The organism is Streptomyces sp. NRRL WC-3618, assembly GCF_001280005.1.
GTDB lineage: Bacteria > Actinomycetota > Actinomycetes > Streptomycetales > Streptomycetaceae > Streptomyces.
The window spans coordinates 67,471-85,831 of record NZ_LGDW01000347.1 but is presented as its reverse complement, the minus strand read 5'-3'; the positions used below and the strand labels follow the sequence as shown (position 1 = coordinate 85,831).

Genomic DNA, 18,361 nt, shown 5'->3' with positions numbered 1-18,361 from the left:
TCCCTCCCCCCTTCCGACGCACTCCCCGCACCCCGCAGGAGGAATGGCAGTGACCACCGCCGTACCGCACCCGTACGATCCGCTGACCGCCAAGGAGATGGAGCAGGCCGTCGGCGTGGTGCGTTCCGGTCAGGCCCATCGACAGGCGATCAAGTTCCCGCTGATCCGACTGGACCTGCCGGACAAAGAACTGGTGCGGGAGTTCGACCCCTCGCGCCCGATCCCCCGCGTGGCGTTCCTCGTCGTCTACGACCCCGAGGCCAGTGCCATGTTCGAGGCGCGGGTCGATCTCACGAACGACACCATGGTCTCCTGGGAGCACCGCCCCGGCATGCAACCGCCCATCATGATCGACGAGTTGATGGCGCTCGACGAGATCATCAAGAACGACCCGCCCTCGGCGGAAGCCCTGACCCGGCACGGTGTCGACGATCTCTCGCAGGTGCAGTTCGACCCCTGGTCGACCGGCACGCTGCCGATCGAGGGCGTGGACGCGCGACGACGCGTGATCCGGGCGAGCGCGTACGTCCGGCACTTCACCGCGGACAACGGCTACGCCAGGCCGGTGGGGAACCTCGTCTTCGTCATCGACTGCGACGCCCGTTCGGTGGTGGCCATCTCGGAAGGGGACCCGCTGCCGATTCCGCCGGAGAGCGGGAACTACGACCCGGTCAGCGCCGGACCATTGCGCGACGACCTCCGCCCCATCGAGATCACCCAGCCCGAAGGACCCTCCTTCACGGTCTCCGGCAATGTGATCGAGTGGCAGCGGTGGCGGCTGCACGCCCACATCGACGTGGTGGAGGGACTCGTCATCAGCGATGTCTCCTACCAGGACGGGGGGCGCCGGCGCCCGATCGTGCACCGGGCCGGTATCAGCGAGATGGTGGTGCCCTACGGCGACACCAGCGACGACTTCTACTTCCGGAACGTCTTCGACGCGGGCGAGTACAGCCTGGGGAAGACGGTCGGTTCGCTCAGCCTCGGGTGCGACTGCCTCGGCGAGATCAGGTACCTCGACGCGGTGCTCTCCGACGAGTCGGGCACCCCGCACACCGTCACCAACGCCATCTGTCTGCACGAGGAGGACTACGGGATCCTCTGGAAGCACTGGGACTTCCGCTACGTGCAGCAGGCGGAGGTCAGGCGTTCCCGGCGGCTGGTCGTGTCGTCGATCCACACGATCGGCAACTACGAGTACGGCTTCTTCTGGTACTTCTACCTCGACGGGACGATCCAGTTCGAGGCCAAGCTGACCGGCATCGTCCAGACGCGGGCCGTGGCTCCCGGCGAGAAACCCGCCTACGGAACCCTCGTGGCACCGCAGTTGGACGCGCCGAACCACCAGCACCTGTTCAACATGCGGCTGGACATGGAGGTCGACGGACCGGGCAACACCGTCGTGGAGGTCGACGCGGTGGGCCTCCCGATGGGGCCGGACAACCCGTACGGCAACGCGATCGTCGCCCGGCCCACGGCGATCACCAACGAACGCGACGGCCGCAGGATGTGCAACCCGCTCACCGCCCGTACCTGGAAGATCACCAATCCCCAGGTACGCAACCGCTTCGGCGAGCCCGTCGCCTACAAGCTGGTCCCGTTCGTCGGCCCGACCCTGCTCGCCGCTCCCGAAAGCGATCTGGCGCGCCGCGCCGAGTTCGCGCGGGCGCATCTGTGGGTGACCCGGTACAGCCCCGACGAGCTGCACGCGGCCGGCGACTACCCGAACCAGCACCCCGGGGACGGGATCGGCAAGTGGGTCGAGCAGGAGCGCGATCTGGTCGACACGGACGTGGTGCTGTGGCACACCTTCGGGACGTCGCACCTGCCCCGTCCGGAGGACTGGCCCATCATGCCGTGCGACTACGTCGGGTTCTCGTTGAAGCCGGTCGGCTTCTTCGACCGCAACCCCTCCCTGGACGTACCGCCCCAGCCGGGGCACGGCACGGCCCACTGCCACTCCGCGGAGCAGCAGGGGTGACCGGCTCCTAACGCTCGACGGCTTGCGGGCCGGCCGCCCCCACCAACTGGGTGGCGGCCGTCCTGGCGGCCTCCGTCACCAGGTGGGGAACGTGTTCGTCGACGAGCTTGAGACCGAGCTGTACGACGCCGAGGCTCGCGGTCGCCCAGTCCGAGACCTGGATGGGGGCCGCGATGCCCACCGCGCCCTCCTGGATCGAGCCCACACTGACGGCGTAGCCGCGGCGACGCGCCTCGCGGACGTCGGCGGTGTCGTCGTCGCTCTCGGGGCGGCCGGCGAGGATGGCGACCCCGTCCGCGCCGAGGGTCAAGGAGTGGCGGGCGCCTTCCCGCATGGCGAGGTGCATGGTGGAGTTCGGGGGCTCCGCCGTCAGCAGGATCAGGGCCTGGTCGCCGTCGGCGACGCTCAGCAGCGCCGTGCTGTTGGTCTGTTCGCTGAGCCTGCGCAGGATCGGCAGGACGGTGGCCTGCAGCCGCGGTTTGAGCTGCCCGGCCAGTTCGGCCACGCCGAACCCGAGGATGTACCTCGTGCCGAGCCGGGCGACGAGACTGTGCGCCTCCAGCGTGCGCAGCAGGCGGTAGACGGCCGCCCGGGCGATGCTCAGCTGCTCGGCGAGCTCTGCGGCCGTCAGACCGTCGGCGTTCCTTGCGAGCAGTGACAGCACCGTCAGCCCGCGGTCAAGAGTCAGGGACGTTTCCCCGCCGGTCACCGCCACGATCTTCTCTCGCCTCCAGCATTTGCGTGCCGCACATCATGTCACGGCGGTGAGAACGGCCGTATACCGCTGACCCCTTGACCCGGCCTCACCGACATCCCTATGGTTTCAAATATCGTCCACATAGAACGGTAATCGTACTCATGCTAGCACGCACAGAAGCTGAACGGCTGGTCAGCACGGTTCCGACGGAGCCCTACTTCGCCGGGCGCTGGGACAGCAGCCAGAGCATCGACACCTTCGACGTGATCGATCCCGTGACCGAACAACGGCTCACCACGGTGGCCGCCGCCGGGGCTCGCGAAGTGGACCAGGCCGTGTCCCACGCCCGGTCCGCACTGGACGAGGGCGCGTGGGGAAGGACCGACGGAAGCGACCGGGCGCTCCTGCTGCATCGACTCGCCGATCTGATCGACGCGCGCAGCGAGGAGTTCGCGACGCTGGAGTCACTGGACATCGGCAAGCCCGGTTTCGAGCCACGGGTGATCGACCTGCCCCAGGCGATCCAGGCGTTCCGCTACTTCGCCGGCTGGGCCGACAAGCTGGAAGGCCGTTCCGTCCCGACCGGCCCGTACATGGGCAGGCCCACGCACAGCTACACCGTGCGCGAGCCCGTCGGAGTCGTCGCGGCCATCACGCCCTGGAACTCGCCGACCATGATCGGGGCATGGAAGATCGCGCCGGCCCTCGCCGCGGGCTGCGCCGTCGTCCTGAAGCCTCCGGAGGACGCGCCCCTCACCTCTCTTCTCCTCGCGAAGCTGGTCGAGGAAGCCGGGTTCCCCGCAGGGGCGTTCAGCGTGCTCCCAGGACTCGGGGCCGTCACGGGCCAGGCACTCATCGACCACCCCGGCGTCGACAAGATCTCGTTCACCGGAAGCCCCGAGACGGGCTACAAGGTGGCCGTGGCCGCCGCGAAGGGATTCCGACGCACGACGCTGGAACTCGGCGGCAAGAGCCCCCAGATCGTCTTCGGCGACGCCGATCTCGACGAGGCCACGCAGGGAGTGGCGGCGGGCATCTTCGCGAATCAGGGCGAGGTGTGCGCCGCCGGCAGTCGGATCCTGGTCGCTCGTTCCGTGTACGACGAGTTCGTCGAACGGCTGGTGGCCCGCGCGAGCGAGATCAAGGTCGGCGACCCGTTCGACGAGGGCACCACGATGGGCGCGTTGATCAACGCACGGCAGCTGGAACGGGTGTGCGCGTACATCGCGGCCGGGACGAGCGAGGGCGCCCGTCTGGTCACCGGGGGCGGCCGACCGTCCGGCAAGGGGTTCTTCGTCGAGCCGACACTCTTCGCCGACGTCGACAACGCCATGACCATCGCCCGGCGGGAGATCTTCGGACCGGTGGGCGCGATCATCCCGTTCGACTCGGAATCCGAGGCGATCACGACAGCCAACGACAGCGACTACGCCCTGGCCGCCACCCTGTGGACCTCCGACGTCAGCAAGGCCCATGCGGTCGCCCGCGTGGTGAAGGCCGGCGCGGTCGCGATCAACGGCTGGGCGCCGCTCGACGCCCGGCTGCCGTGGGGTGGTTCCAAGCTCAGCGGTCAGGGGCGGGAACTCGGCTGGGCCGGAATCGAGGCGAACACCGAGGAGAAGACGGTCACCGCTGTCCTCTCCTACACACCGGCCAAGTGAACAGGCGCCCTCGGGCGCCCTCGTCGTGATCCAGCATCAGACCTCCGGGAGGGATGTTCCATGGCAGCACATGTGTTGGTCGTCTACTACAGCGCCACCGGGTCCGTACATCAGCTGGCGAAGGCCGTGGCCGAAGGCGCCGAATCGGCGGGCGCCGAGGTACGGCTGCGCAGGGTCGCCGAGCTCGCCCCGGCCGAGGCGATAGCCTCGAACCCGGACTGGGCCAGGCACCGCCAGGAGACCGAGTCGACCGTCGAGGTCGCCGAACTCGACGACCTGGAATGGGCCGACGGATACGCCTTCGGCACCCCGACACGTTACGGCGCCCCGGCGGCCCAGCTGAAGCAGTTCATCGACTCCGCCGGAGGCCTCTGGCAGGCGGGGAAGCTGGCGGACAAGCCGGTGACGACTTTCGTCTCCTCGGCCGAGCAGCACGGCGGTCAGGAGTCGACGATCCTGTCCCTGAACAACGTCTTCTACCACTGGGGCGCGCTCATCGTCCCCCTCGGCTACACCGACGACATCGTCTACGCCGCCGGTGGAAACCCCTACGGGACATCGTGGCCCGCCGGATACCCCTCGACGGCCCCGGACGAGGTCACCCTGGACTGCGCCCGCTTCCAGGGGACCCGGCTGGCCCGGTTCACGACGCTGCTCGCGGCGGAGCGGACGAGGGAGCCCGCGGCGCCGGGCTGAGGGGCAGCCGCACCGCGTCCCGTAGGTCTGGCCGGTGCTCGTCGCTGCTGTTGGGGGTGGCGCGGGCATAAGGGCGCCGCCTTGATCATGATGTGGCGGTGGGGCCGGAAGGAAGGGAGCGTCCGTGGCGCGATCGTCGCCGGCGCCCGCCGCCAACCGTCACTGGTGCCTGAGCGGCCGGTTGAGCGAGGTGTGCTGTGGCGGGATGCTGGAGGCAGCGCCCGTGAGGGGTGACTCGGCGCCCGCGCCGGGGCGCGCCAGGTACGAGGTCGGGATATGCCCATGGACAACGAGCCCGACACCACCACAGCAGTAGGGAGCGAAGCAGCACCCGAGGACTTCGCGGTCGTCATCGACGCACGCGGAGCCGTCACGATGTGGAGCGCCGGAGCCGGGCGACTGCTCGGGTACGAGCGCGAGGAAGTGGTCGGTCGGCGGGCCGCAGGCCTGCTCGCCGCGAGGCTGCCCGTCGCCATGCGGCGCCACCTGGCCGCAACGGAACCGTGGACGAGCAACGTGGTGCTGCGGGACCGGGACGGAGAGCGTGTCACCGTACGGCTCCGGGGTATGCCGCTGGCGGACGTGGACGGAGGCACCCTGTGGATCGTCACCCCGGCGGCGGTGGCGTACGCCTCCGGACCGACCGAAGGGGGGACGGCGGAGCTGTGGGACCTCACCCTCGCGCAGCTCCCGCTGCCCGTGGCCGTCTACGACAGCGAGGCGCGGTTCGTCACCTGCAACCAGGTGATGAGCCAGGCCATGGGGCTGACGCCGGAGGAGATGAGAGGGCGGACACTGTGGGAGATCTATCCCACTCCGCCCCTGGACGAGATCGACCGTCTTCAGCACCAGGTCGTGCGCTCCGGAGAGATGATCTTCCGTGAGGAGCAGCCTTTCCGAGCCTCCGGTGAGGTCCGCGATCACGCGTGGTCTCTGTTCCTCTCCCCGCTGAAGGACCGGGCGGGCGCGGTGCTGGGGGTGTCGGCGCTGGTGATCGACATCACCGAGCAGTACTGGGCCCGGCGTCGCCTGGCGGTGCTGAACGACGCCGGCGTGCGCATCGGCAGCACCCTGGACGTGACCAGGACAGCCGAGGAACTGGCCGAGGTGGCGGTGACGGGGTTCGCCGACTTCGCCGCCGTCGACCTGCTGGAGTCGGTCGTACAGGGACACGAACCGCAACCGGTACCCCCCGACACGCCGGTCGTCTGCCGCCGTACCGCGCAACGGTCGGTGCTCCAGGGATGCCCGGAATCCGTCGTTCCGACGGGTGACACCGACGCCCACCCTCCCGGCTCCCCACCGGCGCAGGCGTTGATCACAGGCCGGGCAAGCCACTACAGTGCGGGCGATCCGCTGCTGCGTGCATGGTCGACGGCTTCCCCGGCCCGAGCCGAGAGCATGAGGCGATTCAAGATCCATTCGGTGATGATGGTGCCGCTGAGCGCGCGGGGCGTCACCCTGGGCGTGATGCTCCTCCTGCGGCACGGTACTGCGGATCCCTTCGTCCAGGACGATCTGACGCTCGCCGAGGAGATCGCCGCCAGGGCGGCGGTGAGCATCGACAACGCCCGCCGCTACACCCGCGAGCACCGGACCGCGCTCGCCCTCCAGCGCAGTCTGCTGCCCGAGCGGCTGACGGGAGCGGAGGCGGTGGACCTCGCCCACCGGTACCTTCCCGCCGGTTCGGGGGACGAGATCGGCGGAGACTGGTTCGACGTGATCGCCCTGTCCGGAGGACGGGTCGCGCTGGTGGTCGGCGACGTCGTGGGCCACGGTGTGCACGCCTCGGCCACGATGGGCCGTCTGCGCACCGCGGTACGCACCCTCGCCGACGCCGAATTCGCCCCCGACGAGCTGCTCACCCGGCTGGACGACCTGGTCGTCCGCCTCGACCGGGAGGAAGGCCCGGATGCGCGAGGGCAGGCGGAGGATGCCTCGGGAGAGGTCGGGGCCACCTGCCTCTACGCCGTCTACGACCCCGTCACTGGCCGCTGCGACCTGGCACGGGCAGGGCACCCGCCGCCCGTCCTGGTGACCTCCGACGGGACTGTACAAGTAGTGGACCTGCCCGCCGGGCCACCGCTCGGCCTGGGTGGACTGCCCTTCGAGGCCGCCCAGATCGAGATGGGCGAGGGCAGCCTGCTCGCCCTCTACACCGACGGCCTGATCGAAACCCCCGGCCGCGATATCGACGTCGGACTCGACCTGCTGTGTGAAGCGCTGCGCCGCCCGGCCGCCGGCCTGGAGGAAACCTGCGACGAAGTGCTGCGCAAGGTACTGCCCGAACCCCCTGCCGACGATGTCGTCCTGCTCCTGGCCCGCACCTCCACTCTCGGCGCGGACCAGGTACACACCTGGCAGCTGCCCATGGATCCCGCGGCCGTCGCCGGGGCTCGCAAGGTGGCGGCCGAGCAGCTGGACACCTGGGGGCTGGCCGAACTCGAGTTCGCCACCGAGTTGATCGTCAGCGAGCTGGTCACCAACGCCATCCGGTACGGCAACGGCCCCGTCGAGCTGCGGCTCATCCGCGCCGACGCACTCATCTGCGAAGTCTCCGACGGCAGCAGCACCGCCCCGCACCTGCGGCGGGCTCGCATCTACGACGAGGGCGGACGCGGACTGCTGCTCGTCGCCCACGTCGCCGAGCGCTGGGGCAGTCGTCAGACCTCCGTCGGCAAGACGATCTGGGCGGAACAGCCCCTGCCGGATGAGAGTGCGCGCGAGCGCGACAGCCGGCCCGGCGCGAGCGGCTGACGCACACCCGGCGCTGCTCACCGATCACTCCGGACGGTCATCAGCCAGCCTCACCGGTAACTGGACCCGCTGGCCGCCATGGACGCCTTCCCCCGCCTGCGACGCCTGGCCGGGCCGGTCGTCGCGGTGGGCTCCATGTCGCTGACGGCCTATGTCCTGCACATCGTCGGCATCCAGCTCCTTGGCGTCGAGCAGCTGCCCGGGTCACCGCTGCACGTACTGCTCGGCTTCATCGCGGCGGTCATGGTGTGCGCGACCGTCTGGTCGCGGTACGTCTCACGCGGCCCGCTCGAGTGGCTGATGACGAAGGCGACGGGCATCGCGCGCCACGTCCGGTGAACGCCTCGCGGCGCCGTGTCCCGCGGCCGAGCGCGGTGCCCGCCCGGGAGCCTCCCGGGCGGGCACCGGCCTTCGTTCAGGAACTCGTACGCGCCACGTGAGCCGGTGCCCCGTGCCGTTCGAGGACCAGACGGGCCGTACGGGCCATCGCCTCGTCGACCATCTCGCCCTGGAACGTCACGGCGCCCGTCCCGGCCCGCTGCGCCGCCTCGACCGCCGCGATCAGCCCTGCGCAGCGGGCGAGTTCGGCGGCGTCGGGAGTGAACACCTCGTTGATCACGGGGACATGGGAGGGATGGATCGCCAACATGCCCTCGTAGCCGAGGGAGCGGTTCTGCTCGGCGAAGGCGCGCAGCCCCGCCAGGTCGGTGATCCGCGTCCACACTCCGCTGACCGGGCAGGGCACCGCGGCTGCCCGGGCGTCCAGCAGAACGCGGGAGCGCAGTGCCAGGGTCTCGGTTCCGCCAGGGCTCCAGCGGTAGCCGACGGCGCGTTCCACGTCACCGCCGGGGGTGCTGAGAGCGCCCAGGTAGGCGATGCGTGGGGCGGCGCGGGCGATGTCGTAGGCCTCGCGCAGGCCCCGGGCCGTCTCCAGCAGGGGGACGAGGGCGACCTGACCCGGCGGCAGGCCCTGTTCCCGTTCGCACCAGGTCAGCAGCTGGTCGGCGAGTTTCACGTCCTGGGCGTGGCGGACCTTGGGAAGGACGACGCCGGCCAGTCCGGGCCGTACGACCGCGCGCAGTTCCTCGGCCCCTGTCCAGCCGTCCAGCGGGTTGACGCGGACGAACAGCGCCATCCGCGCGTCCTGGCCGGCCCGCGTGACGGCGTCGGCCACCTGGGCGCGGGCGGCGAGCTTGTCCGCGGCGGGCACCGCGTCCTCCAGGTCGAGGACGGCGGCGTCGGCGCCTGCCGCCCGGGCCTTCGGCAGCCAGTCGGTCCTGGTGCCCGGGACGAAGAGCAGCGAACGCAGCGGGGGCCGGTCGACGGCTCCCATGGTCACCCCGCCCGGCCCCTGCGACGGCACCTCGGACGCCTCAGATGACATCGCTCGTCTCCAGGGCGGCCAGCTCGTCGGCGCTGAGTCCGAGCCACTGTCCGTAGACGAGGTGGTTGTCCTGCCCGAGGGCGGGTCCCGTCCGCCAGACCCGGCCGGGCCGCCGGCGGAAGTGCGGGATCACCGCCTGCATCCGCACCGGACCGAGGTCGGGGTCGTCCACGGTGATGATGTCCTCGCGTTCGGCGTACACGGGGTCGGCGGCGATGTCCGCCGCGTCGAACACCCGTGAGGCCACGACTTCGGCGCGGGCGAACTCCTCGAGGCACTCGCCGGTGCCGCGCTCCGCCACCCACTTCCGCAGCCCCTCGTCCAACTGCGCGCGCCGGTCGTACTGTTGCTCAGCCGTGGCGAACTCCTCCTCGGCAAGGCCCAGCAGACGGGCGACGTTGCGGACCGAGCGCAGCGTCGCCGAGGTCACCGTGATCCACTCGCCCTCACCGGAGCGGTAGGTGTTGATCACGGCTCCGGGGGCGACCGCCAGCTGGTTGCCCGCGCGTTCGGGCACGCTTCCCAACTGGTCGTGGACGATGACCTGCCACTCGACGAGCCGGAACAGCGACTCGAACAGAGCGAGGTCGATCCACTCGCCGTCGAACCCGGGGTCGTGGTCACGGCGGTGCAGGGCCGCGAGGACGGCGTAGGCGCCCATCAGGCCGGTCACGGCGTCACCGTGCGAGAAGCCGGTGTGGACGGGCGGGCCGTCCGGAAAACCGGTCAGGTGGACGACGCCGCTGCGTGCCTCGCCCATCTTGCCGAAGCCGGGAGCGTCCGCCTGGGACGAGGTGGCGCCGAAGCCGGAGATCTGCAGCAGTACGGCTCGCGGGTTGATCCGGTGCACGGCGTCCCAGTCGAGCCCCCAGGCGCGCAGCCGTCCGGCGCGCAGGGTGACGATGACGACGTCCGCCCAGGCGACGAGCCGCCGGGCGACGGCTCGGCCGGCCTCGTGGTGCAGATCGAGGGTGACCGAACGTTTGTTGCGGCCGGCGACCTTGAACCACAGGGGCACACCGTCCCGCCGGGGTCCCATGGCGCGGGCCGCGTCTCCGGCGCCGGGCGGTTCCACATGGACGACGTCGGCCCCCTGGTCGGCGAGCATCGAACCGGCCAGCGGCCCGGCCACCACATGGGCGAACTCGACCACCTTCAGCCCGTGCAACTGCCCGCGTCCGGCGGTGTTCCGCTCGTCGTCCGACACCGATGCGCTCCCCCTGCCCGTGCTGTCTCGCATTGACGCCCGGCAACACAGGCCTTTTGGTACGGCTCGGTGGTCGCCGACCGGGTCTTCAGAGTGCCGGAGCGGGGAAATGCGTGTCGAGCAACAGACGGCCATCAATCCATGCGAAGAACGCATGAATCGTCCTCGTCGGGCCCGGGCCTCACGCCCAGGACACCCCGGGTGGCAGAGCGCGGCCCTGGAGGCGGAACTCGTCGAGCGTCTCCAGGAACCGTTGCGTCACGGTGGGCAGCGTGCGGCGGGCGCGCAGCGCGATGTCCAGTCGCCGGTCCACCACGGGGTCCACCAAGGGGCGGCAGACGACGCGCCCGGCGCCCATCAGCGGGAGTACGAGGGCGGGCATCGCCGACACTCCGAGGCCGGCGGCGACCAGTCCGCCCACGGTCGCGATGCTGCCCGCCTCGGCCGCCGGCCGCGCACGCGCGTCGATCTGGGCGAAGGCCGCGTCGGTGAGCCGGCGCACGCTCGAGTCGCGCCCGACGGCCAGGAACGGACGGCTGGCCAGGTCGTCCCACGTGATCTCGTGGCGGTCGGTGAGCGGGTGCCCCTCCGGCAGCACCGCGACGAAGCGGTCCCTGACCAGGGGGCGGTGCTCCAACCGCGCCGGCAGGTCCCCGACGGTGGTGATCGCGAAGTCCGCGTCACCGGACAGGACCCGGTCCAGCACCAGCCGCTCCAGGCCGTCCAGGAGGCGTACCGCCACCTGCGGTCGCCGCTCGCGGAAGTCGGAGATCACCTGCGGCAGAAGGACCGCGGCGACCGAGGGAAGGGTGGCCACGGCGACCGTTCCCGACTCGCCGAGCAGGAACCGCCTGAGTTCCTTCATGCCCGCCCGGTGGGCGGTGACGATCTGCTCGGCGATCCGCAGGGTCTCGACGCCCGCCGCGGTCAACCGCACGTTGCGGGTGTCCCGTTCGAGGAGCTGGACGCCGAGTTGACGTTCCAGGTCCGCGACCGCGCGGCTGAGCGAGGACTGGGACACGTGCATCTCGGCGGCGGCCGCGGTGAAGCTCGCGGCTCGTGCCACGGCTGCGTACGCCGCCAGTTGGCGCAGGGTGGTGGCCTCCATGGCTGGCGAGCATAGGGCTCAACCACCTGAATTGATGCGCTTATCGCATGGCCAGATCTCCGTTTGATGCTGGACACCGATCAGGTGGTGCTCAGAAACTCTCGCGTAACACCTAGGCCTTGTCGCCCAGCTCTCGCCCACCGCCGCCGAGGGCCGTCCCCGAGAAAGCGAGCGCCGCCAATGCCGGCAGCCCTGGGCTTTGCCACGATCGCCGCCGTACTGCTGCTCACCATGACCAAGCGGGCCTCGGTACTGGTCGCTCTGATCCTGATCCCGGTGCTCGCGGCGATCGTCGGCGGCCACGCGGGCGAGCTGGGCGAGCTGATCCTCGGCGGGCTGACCAAGGTGGCCCCCACCGGCATCATGATCGCCTTCGCGGTCCTCTACTTCAGCCTGATGATGGACGCCGGGCTGTTCGAACCCCTGATCCGTGGTCTGTTACGTGTCGCGCGCAGCGACCCCCTGCGGGTCACCGTCGCCACCGCCGTCCTCACCCTGTGCGTCGCCCTGGACGGCGACGGCGCCTCCACCTTCCTCATCACCGTCTCCGCGCTGCTGCCGGTGTACAAGAGGCTCGGTATGAACCCCCTGGTGCTGTCCGGAGTGGTCTGCCTGGGCGCGGGCGTGATGAACATGGTCCCCTGGGGCGGCCCGACCGTACGCGCCATGGCGGCGCTGAAGCTGGACAGTTCCGACGTCTTCAACCCCGTACTCCCCGCGATGGGCTTCGGTGTCCTCTGGGTACTGGCGGCCTCCTGGCTGCTCGGCCGCCGGGAGCGCAGGCGCCTCGGTGTGCTGTCCCTCGGGGATCCGGCCACCGAGCCGAGCCCGCCGGTCACCGTCACCACGGCCGGCTCCGTCACGGCCGGCGAGCCGGACCGTCAGGTGCTGCGGCTCCCCGGGGACGGCCCCGGCACGGTACGGGTCCCGCCGCTGCCGCGAACCTGGCTGAACGTCTTCAACCTCCTGCTCACCGTCGCCCTGGTGATCAGCCTGATCCAGGAAGTGCTGCCGCTCCCGGTGCTGTTCGTCCTCGGGTTCGCGATCGCCGCGCTGGTCAACCACCCCACCTGGGAACAGCAGCAGACGCTGCTCGACAAGCACGCCAAGAGCGTGGTCCTGGTCACCACGATGATCTTCGCGGCCGGTGTGCTCACCGGGATCCTCAGCGGCACGAAAATGATCGACGAGATGGCCGAGGCGCTCGTCTCCGTCGTCCCCGACTCGTTCGGGCCGCACCTGCCCGTCGCGGTCGCCGTCACCGGCATGCCCCTGAGCCTGGTCTTCACCCCGGACGCCTACTACTTCGGGGTACTGCCCGTACTCGCCGAGACCGCGCACGGTCTCGGCACCGACCCGGCCGAGGTCGCCAGGGCCGCCATCCTCGGCCAGATGACCACCGGCTTCCCGCTCAGTCCGCTCACCGCGTCCACGTTCATCCTGGTCGGCATGAGCGGGGTGTCGCTCGGCGCACACCAGCGCTTCATCTTCCGCTGGGCCTTCGCCACCACCCTGGTCATGACCGCCGGCGCCCTGCTCACCGGCGCGTTCTCCCTGTGACCGGTGTCCCCCCAACGTGCCGCCCGCGTCCGGCAGTCCGGGCCAGGGCGACCGGTTCCACCCGCATCCGGCACCTGGTCGGGTGCCCCACCGACTGAGACGAGGACCCATGGGACGGATCTCCAGACGTACGGTGCTCACCGGCACCGCGGTCGCGGTCGCGGCGCCGGCCGTGGGCACGGCACCTGTGGCCGCCGCCGACACCCCGGCAGCCACAACCGACGGACGACACGCGTCGTCAGGACCCAATCCGGTCCTGCGAACGGACCTCGTCACGAGCGTGACCCCCCGCAACAACTGGCTGGTGACAGCCGTCGTCATCCAGTACGCGCAGCGCATCGACCCGCACGGCGGTGTGATCCCGCCCTCCGCCTTCCAGGTGAGGGCCACCGTGGGCGGGAGGACCACGGCTCGCACCGTGACCCGGATCTACCCGAGCACCACCGCCGAAGTGGACGACCGATCGCACCCCGGACAGCCGGGGGACCGCCTGATCATCGAACTCGACCCGAACGACCCCGTCGCGCGGGCCGCGGGCACCACCGACCCCCTTCCGCTCGACCGCGCGTACTCCGTCAGACAGCTGACGGACGTCCTCACCCCGGAAGGCGAACCGGTGCTCAAGGCCGGTCCGTTCGCGGTCCGGAACGACGGCGTCAGCGCTCCCGTGGTCGATGACTTCACCGCCGGCTCCTTCACCGACTCAGCGGGTTTCGAGCTGGGCTTCCGGCTCTACCGGCCCGAGGGAGTGTTACGAAACCGACGGACGCGCACGCGGTACCCGCTCGTCGTCACCCTGCACGGCGGTGGCGAGGTCGCGAACAACAACATGACCCACCTCACCTCCAACCGGATCGCGGTCACGTTCGCCAAACCGGAACGACAGCGACGTAACCCGGCGTTCGTCCTCTCGCCGCAGATTCCCCTGCCCCGACCCATGGACGGACCCGACGGCACGGACTGGACCGACGCCAAGGTGCAGGCCGCGCTGATCGAACTCGTCGACACGTTCGTGAGCGAGCACTCCGGTGACGTGGACCCGGCCCGGCTCTATGTCGTCGGCCTGTCCTCGGGCGGACGCGGAATCTACAGCCTCCTGGCCAAGCGGCCCGAGCTGTTCGCGGCCGCCCTGCCCACGGCCGGCTGGGGCGACACGGCAGCCATGGAGAGGATCACGCACATCCCGATCTGGGCCGACCACTCCATCGACGACCCGGTGGTCCCCTACCGTGAGGGCCGGTTCGGCAAGCCGGGCACCTGGACACTGATGAACCAACTGGAGACAGCCGGCGCTCGGGTCAGCCGCGGGGAGTGGGCCAACAATCTGCCGAAGGAACAGTTCGAGGACCGATCCCGAGCGCTCCTCGGACAGGCCCGGGCCGCAGGCAACCACGTACTGTTCACCAGCTACACGGCCGGTACGACCCCGGTGAGCCCCCACTTCGCATGGGCCCAGACGTACGAGAACGACGTGGTCATCGACTGGCTCTTCGAGCAGTCCCGGTAGCCGGGCCGGAAAGCTTCCGACCGATCCCCTTTCCTTCCGCACGGTGAGAGTTCACAATCCGGCGAACTCCCGCAGCCTCACCGTGCGGGCGCACCTCGCTGTCCGGTTACCGCGCTCGACCCGCTATCCGGAGGTAAAGCAATGCGTCCATCAAGTCGTTCACCCCACCCGACCGTGCCCTCGCGGACCCGACCCCGTGCCATGACGGCACTGGTCGCCCTGGCCACCACGATTGGCATGACCCTGACTCTTCTGACGTTCGCCGCCCCGTCAGCGTCCGCCGCCGACCTGCTCTCCCAGGGCAAACCTGTCACCTCCTCGTCCAACCAGAGCGCGTCCACTCCCGCGTCGGCGGCGGTGGACGGCAACACCGCGACGCGCTGGTCGAGCACGTTCAGCGATCCGCAGTGGCTGGGGGTCGACCTGGGCGCCAGCGTCACCGTCAGCCAGGTCGTCCTGCGCTGGGAGGCCGCCTACGCCCGCGCGTTCCAGATCCAGACCTCCGACGACGGCACCACCTGGACCACCGTCTACTCGACCACGACCAGCGCCGGCGGCGTACAGACCCTCGACGTCAACGGCAACGGCCGGTACGTCCGCCTCAACGGCACCCGACGCGGCACCGCCTACGGCTACTCGCTGTGGGAGTTCCAGGTGTACGGCACCGGCGGCGGCACCCCGCCGGGAAACACCGTCCCGGACCCGACGGCCGCGTCCCTCGAAGCCACCGACGGGCCGCTGCCCACGGCCGCCTACACCGTTCCCAACCCGGCGGGATACGGCTCCGGCACGATCACGTACCCCACGAGCAGTGGCTCGTACCCGGGCGTCGTCCTGATGCCGGGATACCAGGGCACCCAGCAGAACCTCCAGTGGCTCGCACCCCGCCTCGCCTCCTGGGGCTTCGTCGTCATCAACGTCGGAACCATCACACTCACCGACGATCCCGCCTCACGCGGCCGCCAGATCAGTGCCGCCGGCACCCAGTTACTCGCACTCGGCAACGCCACCGGCAACCCGGTGTCGGGCAAGCTCAACGGAACGCTCGGCGCGGTCGGTCACTCCATGGGCGGCGGCGGTGTGATGGCGGCCCTCCGGGACGACGCGCGCTTCAAGGCGGGAGTGCCCACCGCCCCGTACTACCCGAACGCCGACTTCTCCGGAGTCACCGACCCCACCTTCTTCCTGACCTGCCAGAGCGACCCCGTCGCCCACGGCAACACCTACGCGGTGCCCTGGTACAACTCCATGGCCCAGGCCGAGAAGCTGTACGTCGAGGTCCCGGGCGACCATCTGTGTCCCATGACGGGCTCCGGCAACAAGGCCAAGCAGGGCAAGTGGATCGTGTCGTTCCTCAGCCTCTGGCTGCGCGCCGACACCCGCTTCGGCCCGTTCCTGTGCGGTCCCGCACGTGACGCCGACAAGAACAACACCGCCCTGGTCACGCGCTGGATGGACACCTGCCAGTTCTGACCGCCCCGCTCGGAGTGTCGCGACCCACCGCCGCGACACTCCGAGCCCGCGCCGACGGTGCCCGACGAACGGCAGCTCCCGCCACCCGGAGGGGTAACACCCTCCGGTCGGCAGGGGCATCGCAGACTTCTGCCGGGTGCTCCACGACCGGCCCGGTCGCGAGCCTGAGTGGCATGACCCCACACGCGGACTCCCCGCCGGCCGATACCTCGTCCCCTGCCCGCGAGCGCGCCGAACCCGCGCCCGGTGCGCCGGACACGGGCCGGCTGATCGGGTTGGACCTGGCCCGCGGCCTGGCCGTCTTCGGCATGTACGCGGTCCATGTGGGCCCACCCCCGGGCCAGGGCGGTGTCATCGGCTTCCTGATGGAGCTGGCGCAAGGCCGCTCCTCCGCCCTGTTCGCCGTCCTGGCCGGCTTCGCGGTCGCCCTCATCACCGGGCGCCGCACCCCGAAGACCGGCCTGGCCGGCCGCCAGGCCGTTGCCAAGGTCGTCATCCGGGCCGTGATCCTGATGGCCCTGGGCACCGCCCTGACCTTGACCGGCACCCCGGTCGTGCCGATCCTCGCCTTCTACGGACTGTTCTTCCTGCTCGTGCTGCCGCTGTACCGGCTGGGCGCGGGGCCGCTGGCGCTGATCGCGGTGGGCTGGGCCCTGGTGGGTCCGCAGTTGCTGTACGCGTTGAAGCCGGTGTTCGGCGGCCGGGTTTTCCCCTCCTACGGCCAGGCCGACGGCCCCGTCTCGCTGTTCTTCACCGGCGGCTATCCGGCCCTGACCTGGGTCCCGTTCGTCATCGCCGGGACGGCTGTCGCCCGCTGCGACCTGGCCGCCACGACTGTCCGGATACGCCTCGCCCTCACCGGCGTCGCCCTCGCCGTCACCGGCTACGGCGGCTCCTGGCTGGCGATGCGTCTCGTACCCGGTGCCGCCGAAGCCGTCCGGAAAGCCGAAGCGGGGCAAGGCATGTCGTCCATGTCGTCCATGTCGTCCGTGTCGCCTGACAGCATCGGCATCTTCGGCGACAGCCCCGCCGGGATGCTGGCCTCCGCCCCGCACAGCGAGGCGACCCTGTCCATCGTGGCCGCCACAGGAGTGGCGATCCTGGTGATCACCGGGTGCCTGGCCGCCATGGACGCCTTCCCCCGGCTGCGCCGCCTGGCCAGGCCCGTCATCGCGGTCGGCTCGATGTCGCTGACGGCGTACGTCTACCACATCGTCGCCATCTGGCTCCTGGTCCCCGAGGACACGACCGGCGGGCGCCTGTACGACCTACTCGGCTTCATCGCCTCCGTCACCGTGTTCGCCACCGTCTGGTCCCGCTTCTTCCAACGGGGGCCGCTCGAATGGCTGATGGGCAGGGCGACCGGGATCACCCGGCACGTTCAGTGAGTCACGTCCGCGCCCGGGCGCAGGCCGTCCGAGATCGGCTTCGCGCCGCCGTGCGCGGTGAGGCCGCCGTCGACCGGGATCTCGGCGCCGGTGATGAACGCGGAGTCCCGGAAAGGAGGAACGTGACGAGCGGGGTGATGTCGTCGACGGTTCCCGTGCGGCCGAGCGGCGTCCCGAGGAGGTTCGCCGCGCGGAACGCGGGCGCGGCGGAGGCGGTCATCTCGGTCTCGATGAAGCCGGGGTGGATCGTGTTCACCCGGATACCGAGCGGTCCCAGCTCCATGGCGGCGGTCGCCGACAGCCCGCGCAGCGCCCATTTGCTGGTCGTGCACGCCACCGGGTAGCGGGCGGTCAGCGCCGCCGACGAGCCGACGTTCACGATCGACGCCCCCGCGCGCATCAGCGGCATCAGGTGCCGGATGCCCAGCAGGGGACCGGTGACGTTGACCGCGTGGACCCGGCCCATGTCCTCGGGGCGTACCTCGCCGATGCGGGCGCGTCAGGTGATGCCCGCGTTGTTGACCAGACCGTGCACCTCTCCGTGCGCCTCGCGCAGGTGGGCGGCGAGGTGTGCCCACTGCGTCTCGCTGGTGACATCGAGGCGGCGGCAGCCGGGTGCCTCCGTCACGTCGGTGGCGATCACCCGGGCGCCCTCGAGGGCCAGCGCCTCGGCCTCAGCGGCTCCTTGGCCGGCGGCGGCGCCCGTCACCACGACGACCTTGCCGAGAAGCCTCCCGGGGCGCCGGCCGGTCACGGCCGCTCCCGTGTGCGGCGCCGGGCGACCGGCAGGGGCACCGGGACCGGCTCCGGCCCTTCCACGACGGTGTTGGAGACACTGCCGATGCCCTCGACGGTGAGCGTCACCGTGTCGCCCGGCTTCAGCGGCGGCGGGTCCTGCCTGCCTGTCGTACGCCCCACAGCTCGGCGAGGCAGCCGCCGTTT

General features: G+C 70.6%; 13 protein-coding genes and 2 pseudogenes. 9 read left to right on the top strand and 6 right to left on the bottom strand.

Annotated elements, in window-relative coordinates; all coding sequences use genetic code 11:
• Positions 1 to 43: 43 nt before the first annotated feature.
• Positions 44 to 1,981, top strand: coding sequence for a primary-amine oxidase (locus ADL01_RS25250; RefSeq protein WP_053744302.1), 1,938 nt, complete (start codon positions 44 to 46; stop codon positions 1,979 to 1,981).
• 7 nt (positions 1,982 to 1,988) lie between these two features.
• Here ADL01_RS25250 and ADL01_RS25245 read toward each other — a convergent pair whose 3' ends face one another.
• Positions 1,989 to 2,690 carry an IclR family transcriptional regulator gene (locus ADL01_RS25245; protein ID WP_159049627.1) on the bottom strand — a complete coding sequence of 234 codons (702 nt, stop codon included), beginning with the start codon at positions 2,688 to 2,690 and terminating at the stop codon, positions 1,989 to 1,991.
• 149 nt (positions 2,691 to 2,839) lie between these two features.
• On the opposite strand from ADL01_RS25245, the gene ADL01_RS25240 reads away from it, so the two are divergent.
• The 4 genes from ADL01_RS25240 (at position 2,840) to ADL01_RS25225 (ending at position 8,131) form a co-directional block, all read left to right on the top strand.
• The gene (locus ADL01_RS25240) at positions 2,840 to 4,339 is read left to right on the top strand and encodes an aldehyde dehydrogenase family protein (RefSeq protein ID WP_053744300.1); all 1,500 of its coding nucleotides are present in this window, start codon (positions 2,840 to 2,842) and stop codon (positions 4,337 to 4,339) included.
• Positions 4,340 to 4,399: 60 nt separating this feature from the next.
• Positions 4,400 to 5,035 (top strand): NAD(P)H:quinone oxidoreductase, encoded by a 636-nt coding sequence (wrbA, locus tag ADL01_RS25235; RefSeq protein ID WP_053744299.1) that lies wholly within the window; start codon positions 4,400 to 4,402, stop codon positions 5,033 to 5,035.
• Positions 5,036 to 5,317: 282 nt separating this feature from the next.
• A complete protein-coding gene (locus tag ADL01_RS25230; protein ID WP_053744298.1) occupies positions 5,318 to 7,792 on the top strand; it encodes a SpoIIE family protein phosphatase in 2,475 nt (824 codons plus the stop codon).
• A 78-nt stretch (positions 7,793 to 7,870) separates the two neighbouring features.
• Complete coding sequence (locus tag ADL01_RS25225) at positions 7,871 to 8,131, top strand: DUF418 domain-containing protein (RefSeq protein ID WP_053744297.1); 261 nt, start codon at positions 7,871 to 7,873, stop codon at positions 8,129 to 8,131.
• Positions 8,132 to 8,207: 76 nt separating this feature from the next.
• Here the strand turns inward: ADL01_RS25225 and ADL01_RS25220 are convergent, their stop codons facing one another.
• From ADL01_RS25220 to ADL01_RS25210, 3 genes are all read right to left on the bottom strand, one after another.
• Positions 8,208 to 9,176, bottom strand: a complete 969-nt coding sequence (locus tag ADL01_RS25220) for an HpcH/HpaI aldolase/citrate lyase family protein (RefSeq protein WP_078960745.1) — start codon at positions 9,174 to 9,176, stop codon at positions 8,208 to 8,210.
• Entirely contained in the window at positions 9,166 to 10,383 is a 1,218-nt protein-coding gene (locus ADL01_RS25215) for a CaiB/BaiF CoA transferase family protein (RefSeq protein ID WP_063783582.1), read from the bottom strand. Before ADL01_RS25215 ends, ADL01_RS25220 begins: the two co-directional genes overlap by 11 nt.
• Before the next feature lie 181 nt (positions 10,384 to 10,564).
• Positions 10,565 to 11,491 (bottom strand): LysR family transcriptional regulator, encoded by a 927-nt coding sequence (locus ADL01_RS25210; protein WP_053744295.1) that lies wholly within the window; start codon positions 11,489 to 11,491, stop codon positions 10,565 to 10,567.
• A 180-nt stretch (positions 11,492 to 11,671) separates the two neighbouring features.
• Between ADL01_RS25210 and ADL01_RS25205 the strand changes: the two genes are divergently transcribed.
• The 4 genes from ADL01_RS25205 to ADL01_RS25190 all read left to right on the top strand — a co-directional run bounded on the left by ADL01_RS25205 (position 11,672) and on the right by ADL01_RS25190 (position 17,419).
• The gene (locus tag ADL01_RS25205; protein WP_053744294.1) at positions 11,672 to 13,051 is read left to right on the top strand and encodes a CitMHS family transporter; all 1,380 of its coding nucleotides are present in this window, start codon (positions 11,672 to 11,674) and stop codon (positions 13,049 to 13,051) included.
• Between the two features lie 109 nt (positions 13,052 to 13,160).
• Positions 13,161 to 14,558 carry a prolyl oligopeptidase family serine peptidase gene (locus ADL01_RS25200; protein ID WP_053744293.1) on the top strand — a complete coding sequence of 466 codons (1,398 nt, stop codon included), beginning with the start codon at positions 13,161 to 13,163 and terminating at the stop codon, positions 14,556 to 14,558.
• A gap of 237 nt (positions 14,559 to 14,795) precedes the next feature.
• A complete protein-coding gene (locus tag ADL01_RS47565) occupies positions 14,796 to 16,031 on the top strand; it encodes a discoidin domain-containing protein (RefSeq protein WP_324614636.1) in 1,236 nt (411 codons plus the stop codon).
• 173 nt (positions 16,032 to 16,204) lie between these two features.
• On the top strand, positions 16,205 to 17,419 hold the full coding sequence (locus ADL01_RS25190; protein ID WP_053744291.1) for a DUF418 domain-containing protein: 1,215 nt from the start codon (positions 16,205 to 16,207) through the stop codon (positions 17,417 to 17,419).
• Here ADL01_RS25190 and ADL01_RS25185 read toward each other — a convergent pair.
• Both ADL01_RS25185 and ADL01_RS46580 read right to left on the bottom strand, forming a co-directional pair.
• Positions 17,413 to 18,173, bottom strand: a pseudogene (locus tag ADL01_RS25185) (SDR family NAD(P)-dependent oxidoreductase). The gene ADL01_RS25190 and the pseudogene ADL01_RS25185 overlap by 7 nt on opposite strands.
• Positions 18,170 to 18,360 (bottom strand): annotated as a pseudogene (locus ADL01_RS46580) (hydroxylase); the annotation flags it as partial. The pseudogenes ADL01_RS25185 and ADL01_RS46580, both read right to left, overlap by 4 nt.
• Position 18,361: the final 1 nt, after the last annotated feature.

Excerpts from the sequence above, each read along its gene's own strand:
- ADL01_RS25240 (WP_053744300.1), top strand. The coding sequence starts at position 2,840 with ATGCTAGCACGCACAGAAGCTGAACGGCTGGTCAGCACGGTTCCGACG.
- ADL01_RS25200 (WP_053744293.1), top strand. The coding sequence starts at position 13,161 with ATGGGACGGATCTCCAGACGTACGGTGCTCACCGGCACCGCGGTCGCG.
- ADL01_RS47565 (WP_324614636.1), top strand. The coding sequence starts at position 14,796 with ATGACCCTGACTCTTCTGACGTTCGCCGCCCCGTCAGCGTCCGCCGCC.
- ADL01_RS25205 (WP_053744294.1), top strand. The coding sequence starts at position 11,672 with ATGCCGGCAGCCCTGGGCTTTGCCACGATCGCCGCCGTACTGCTGCTC.
- ADL01_RS25190 (WP_053744291.1), top strand. The coding sequence starts at position 16,205 with ATGACCCCACACGCGGACTCCCCGCCGGCCGATACCTCGTCCCCTGCC.
- ADL01_RS25225 (WP_053744297.1), top strand. The coding sequence starts at position 7,871 with ATGGACGCCTTCCCCCGCCTGCGACGCCTGGCCGGGCCGGTCGTCGCG.
- ADL01_RS25250 (WP_053744302.1), top strand. The coding sequence starts at position 44 with ATGGCAGTGACCACCGCCGTACCGCACCCGTACGATCCGCTGACCGCC.
- ADL01_RS25210 (WP_053744295.1), bottom strand. The coding sequence starts at position 11,491 with ATGGAGGCCACCACCCTGCGCCAACTGGCGGCGTACGCAGCCGTGGCA.
- ADL01_RS25220 (WP_078960745.1), bottom strand. The coding sequence starts at position 9,176 with ATGTCATCTGAGGCGTCCGAGGTGCCGTCGCAGGGGCCGGGCGGGGTG.
- wrbA (WP_053744299.1), top strand. The coding sequence starts at position 4,400 with ATGGCAGCACATGTGTTGGTCGTCTACTACAGCGCCACCGGGTCCGTA.
- ADL01_RS25230 (WP_053744298.1), top strand. The coding sequence starts at position 5,318 with ATGGACAACGAGCCCGACACCACCACAGCAGTAGGGAGCGAAGCAGCA.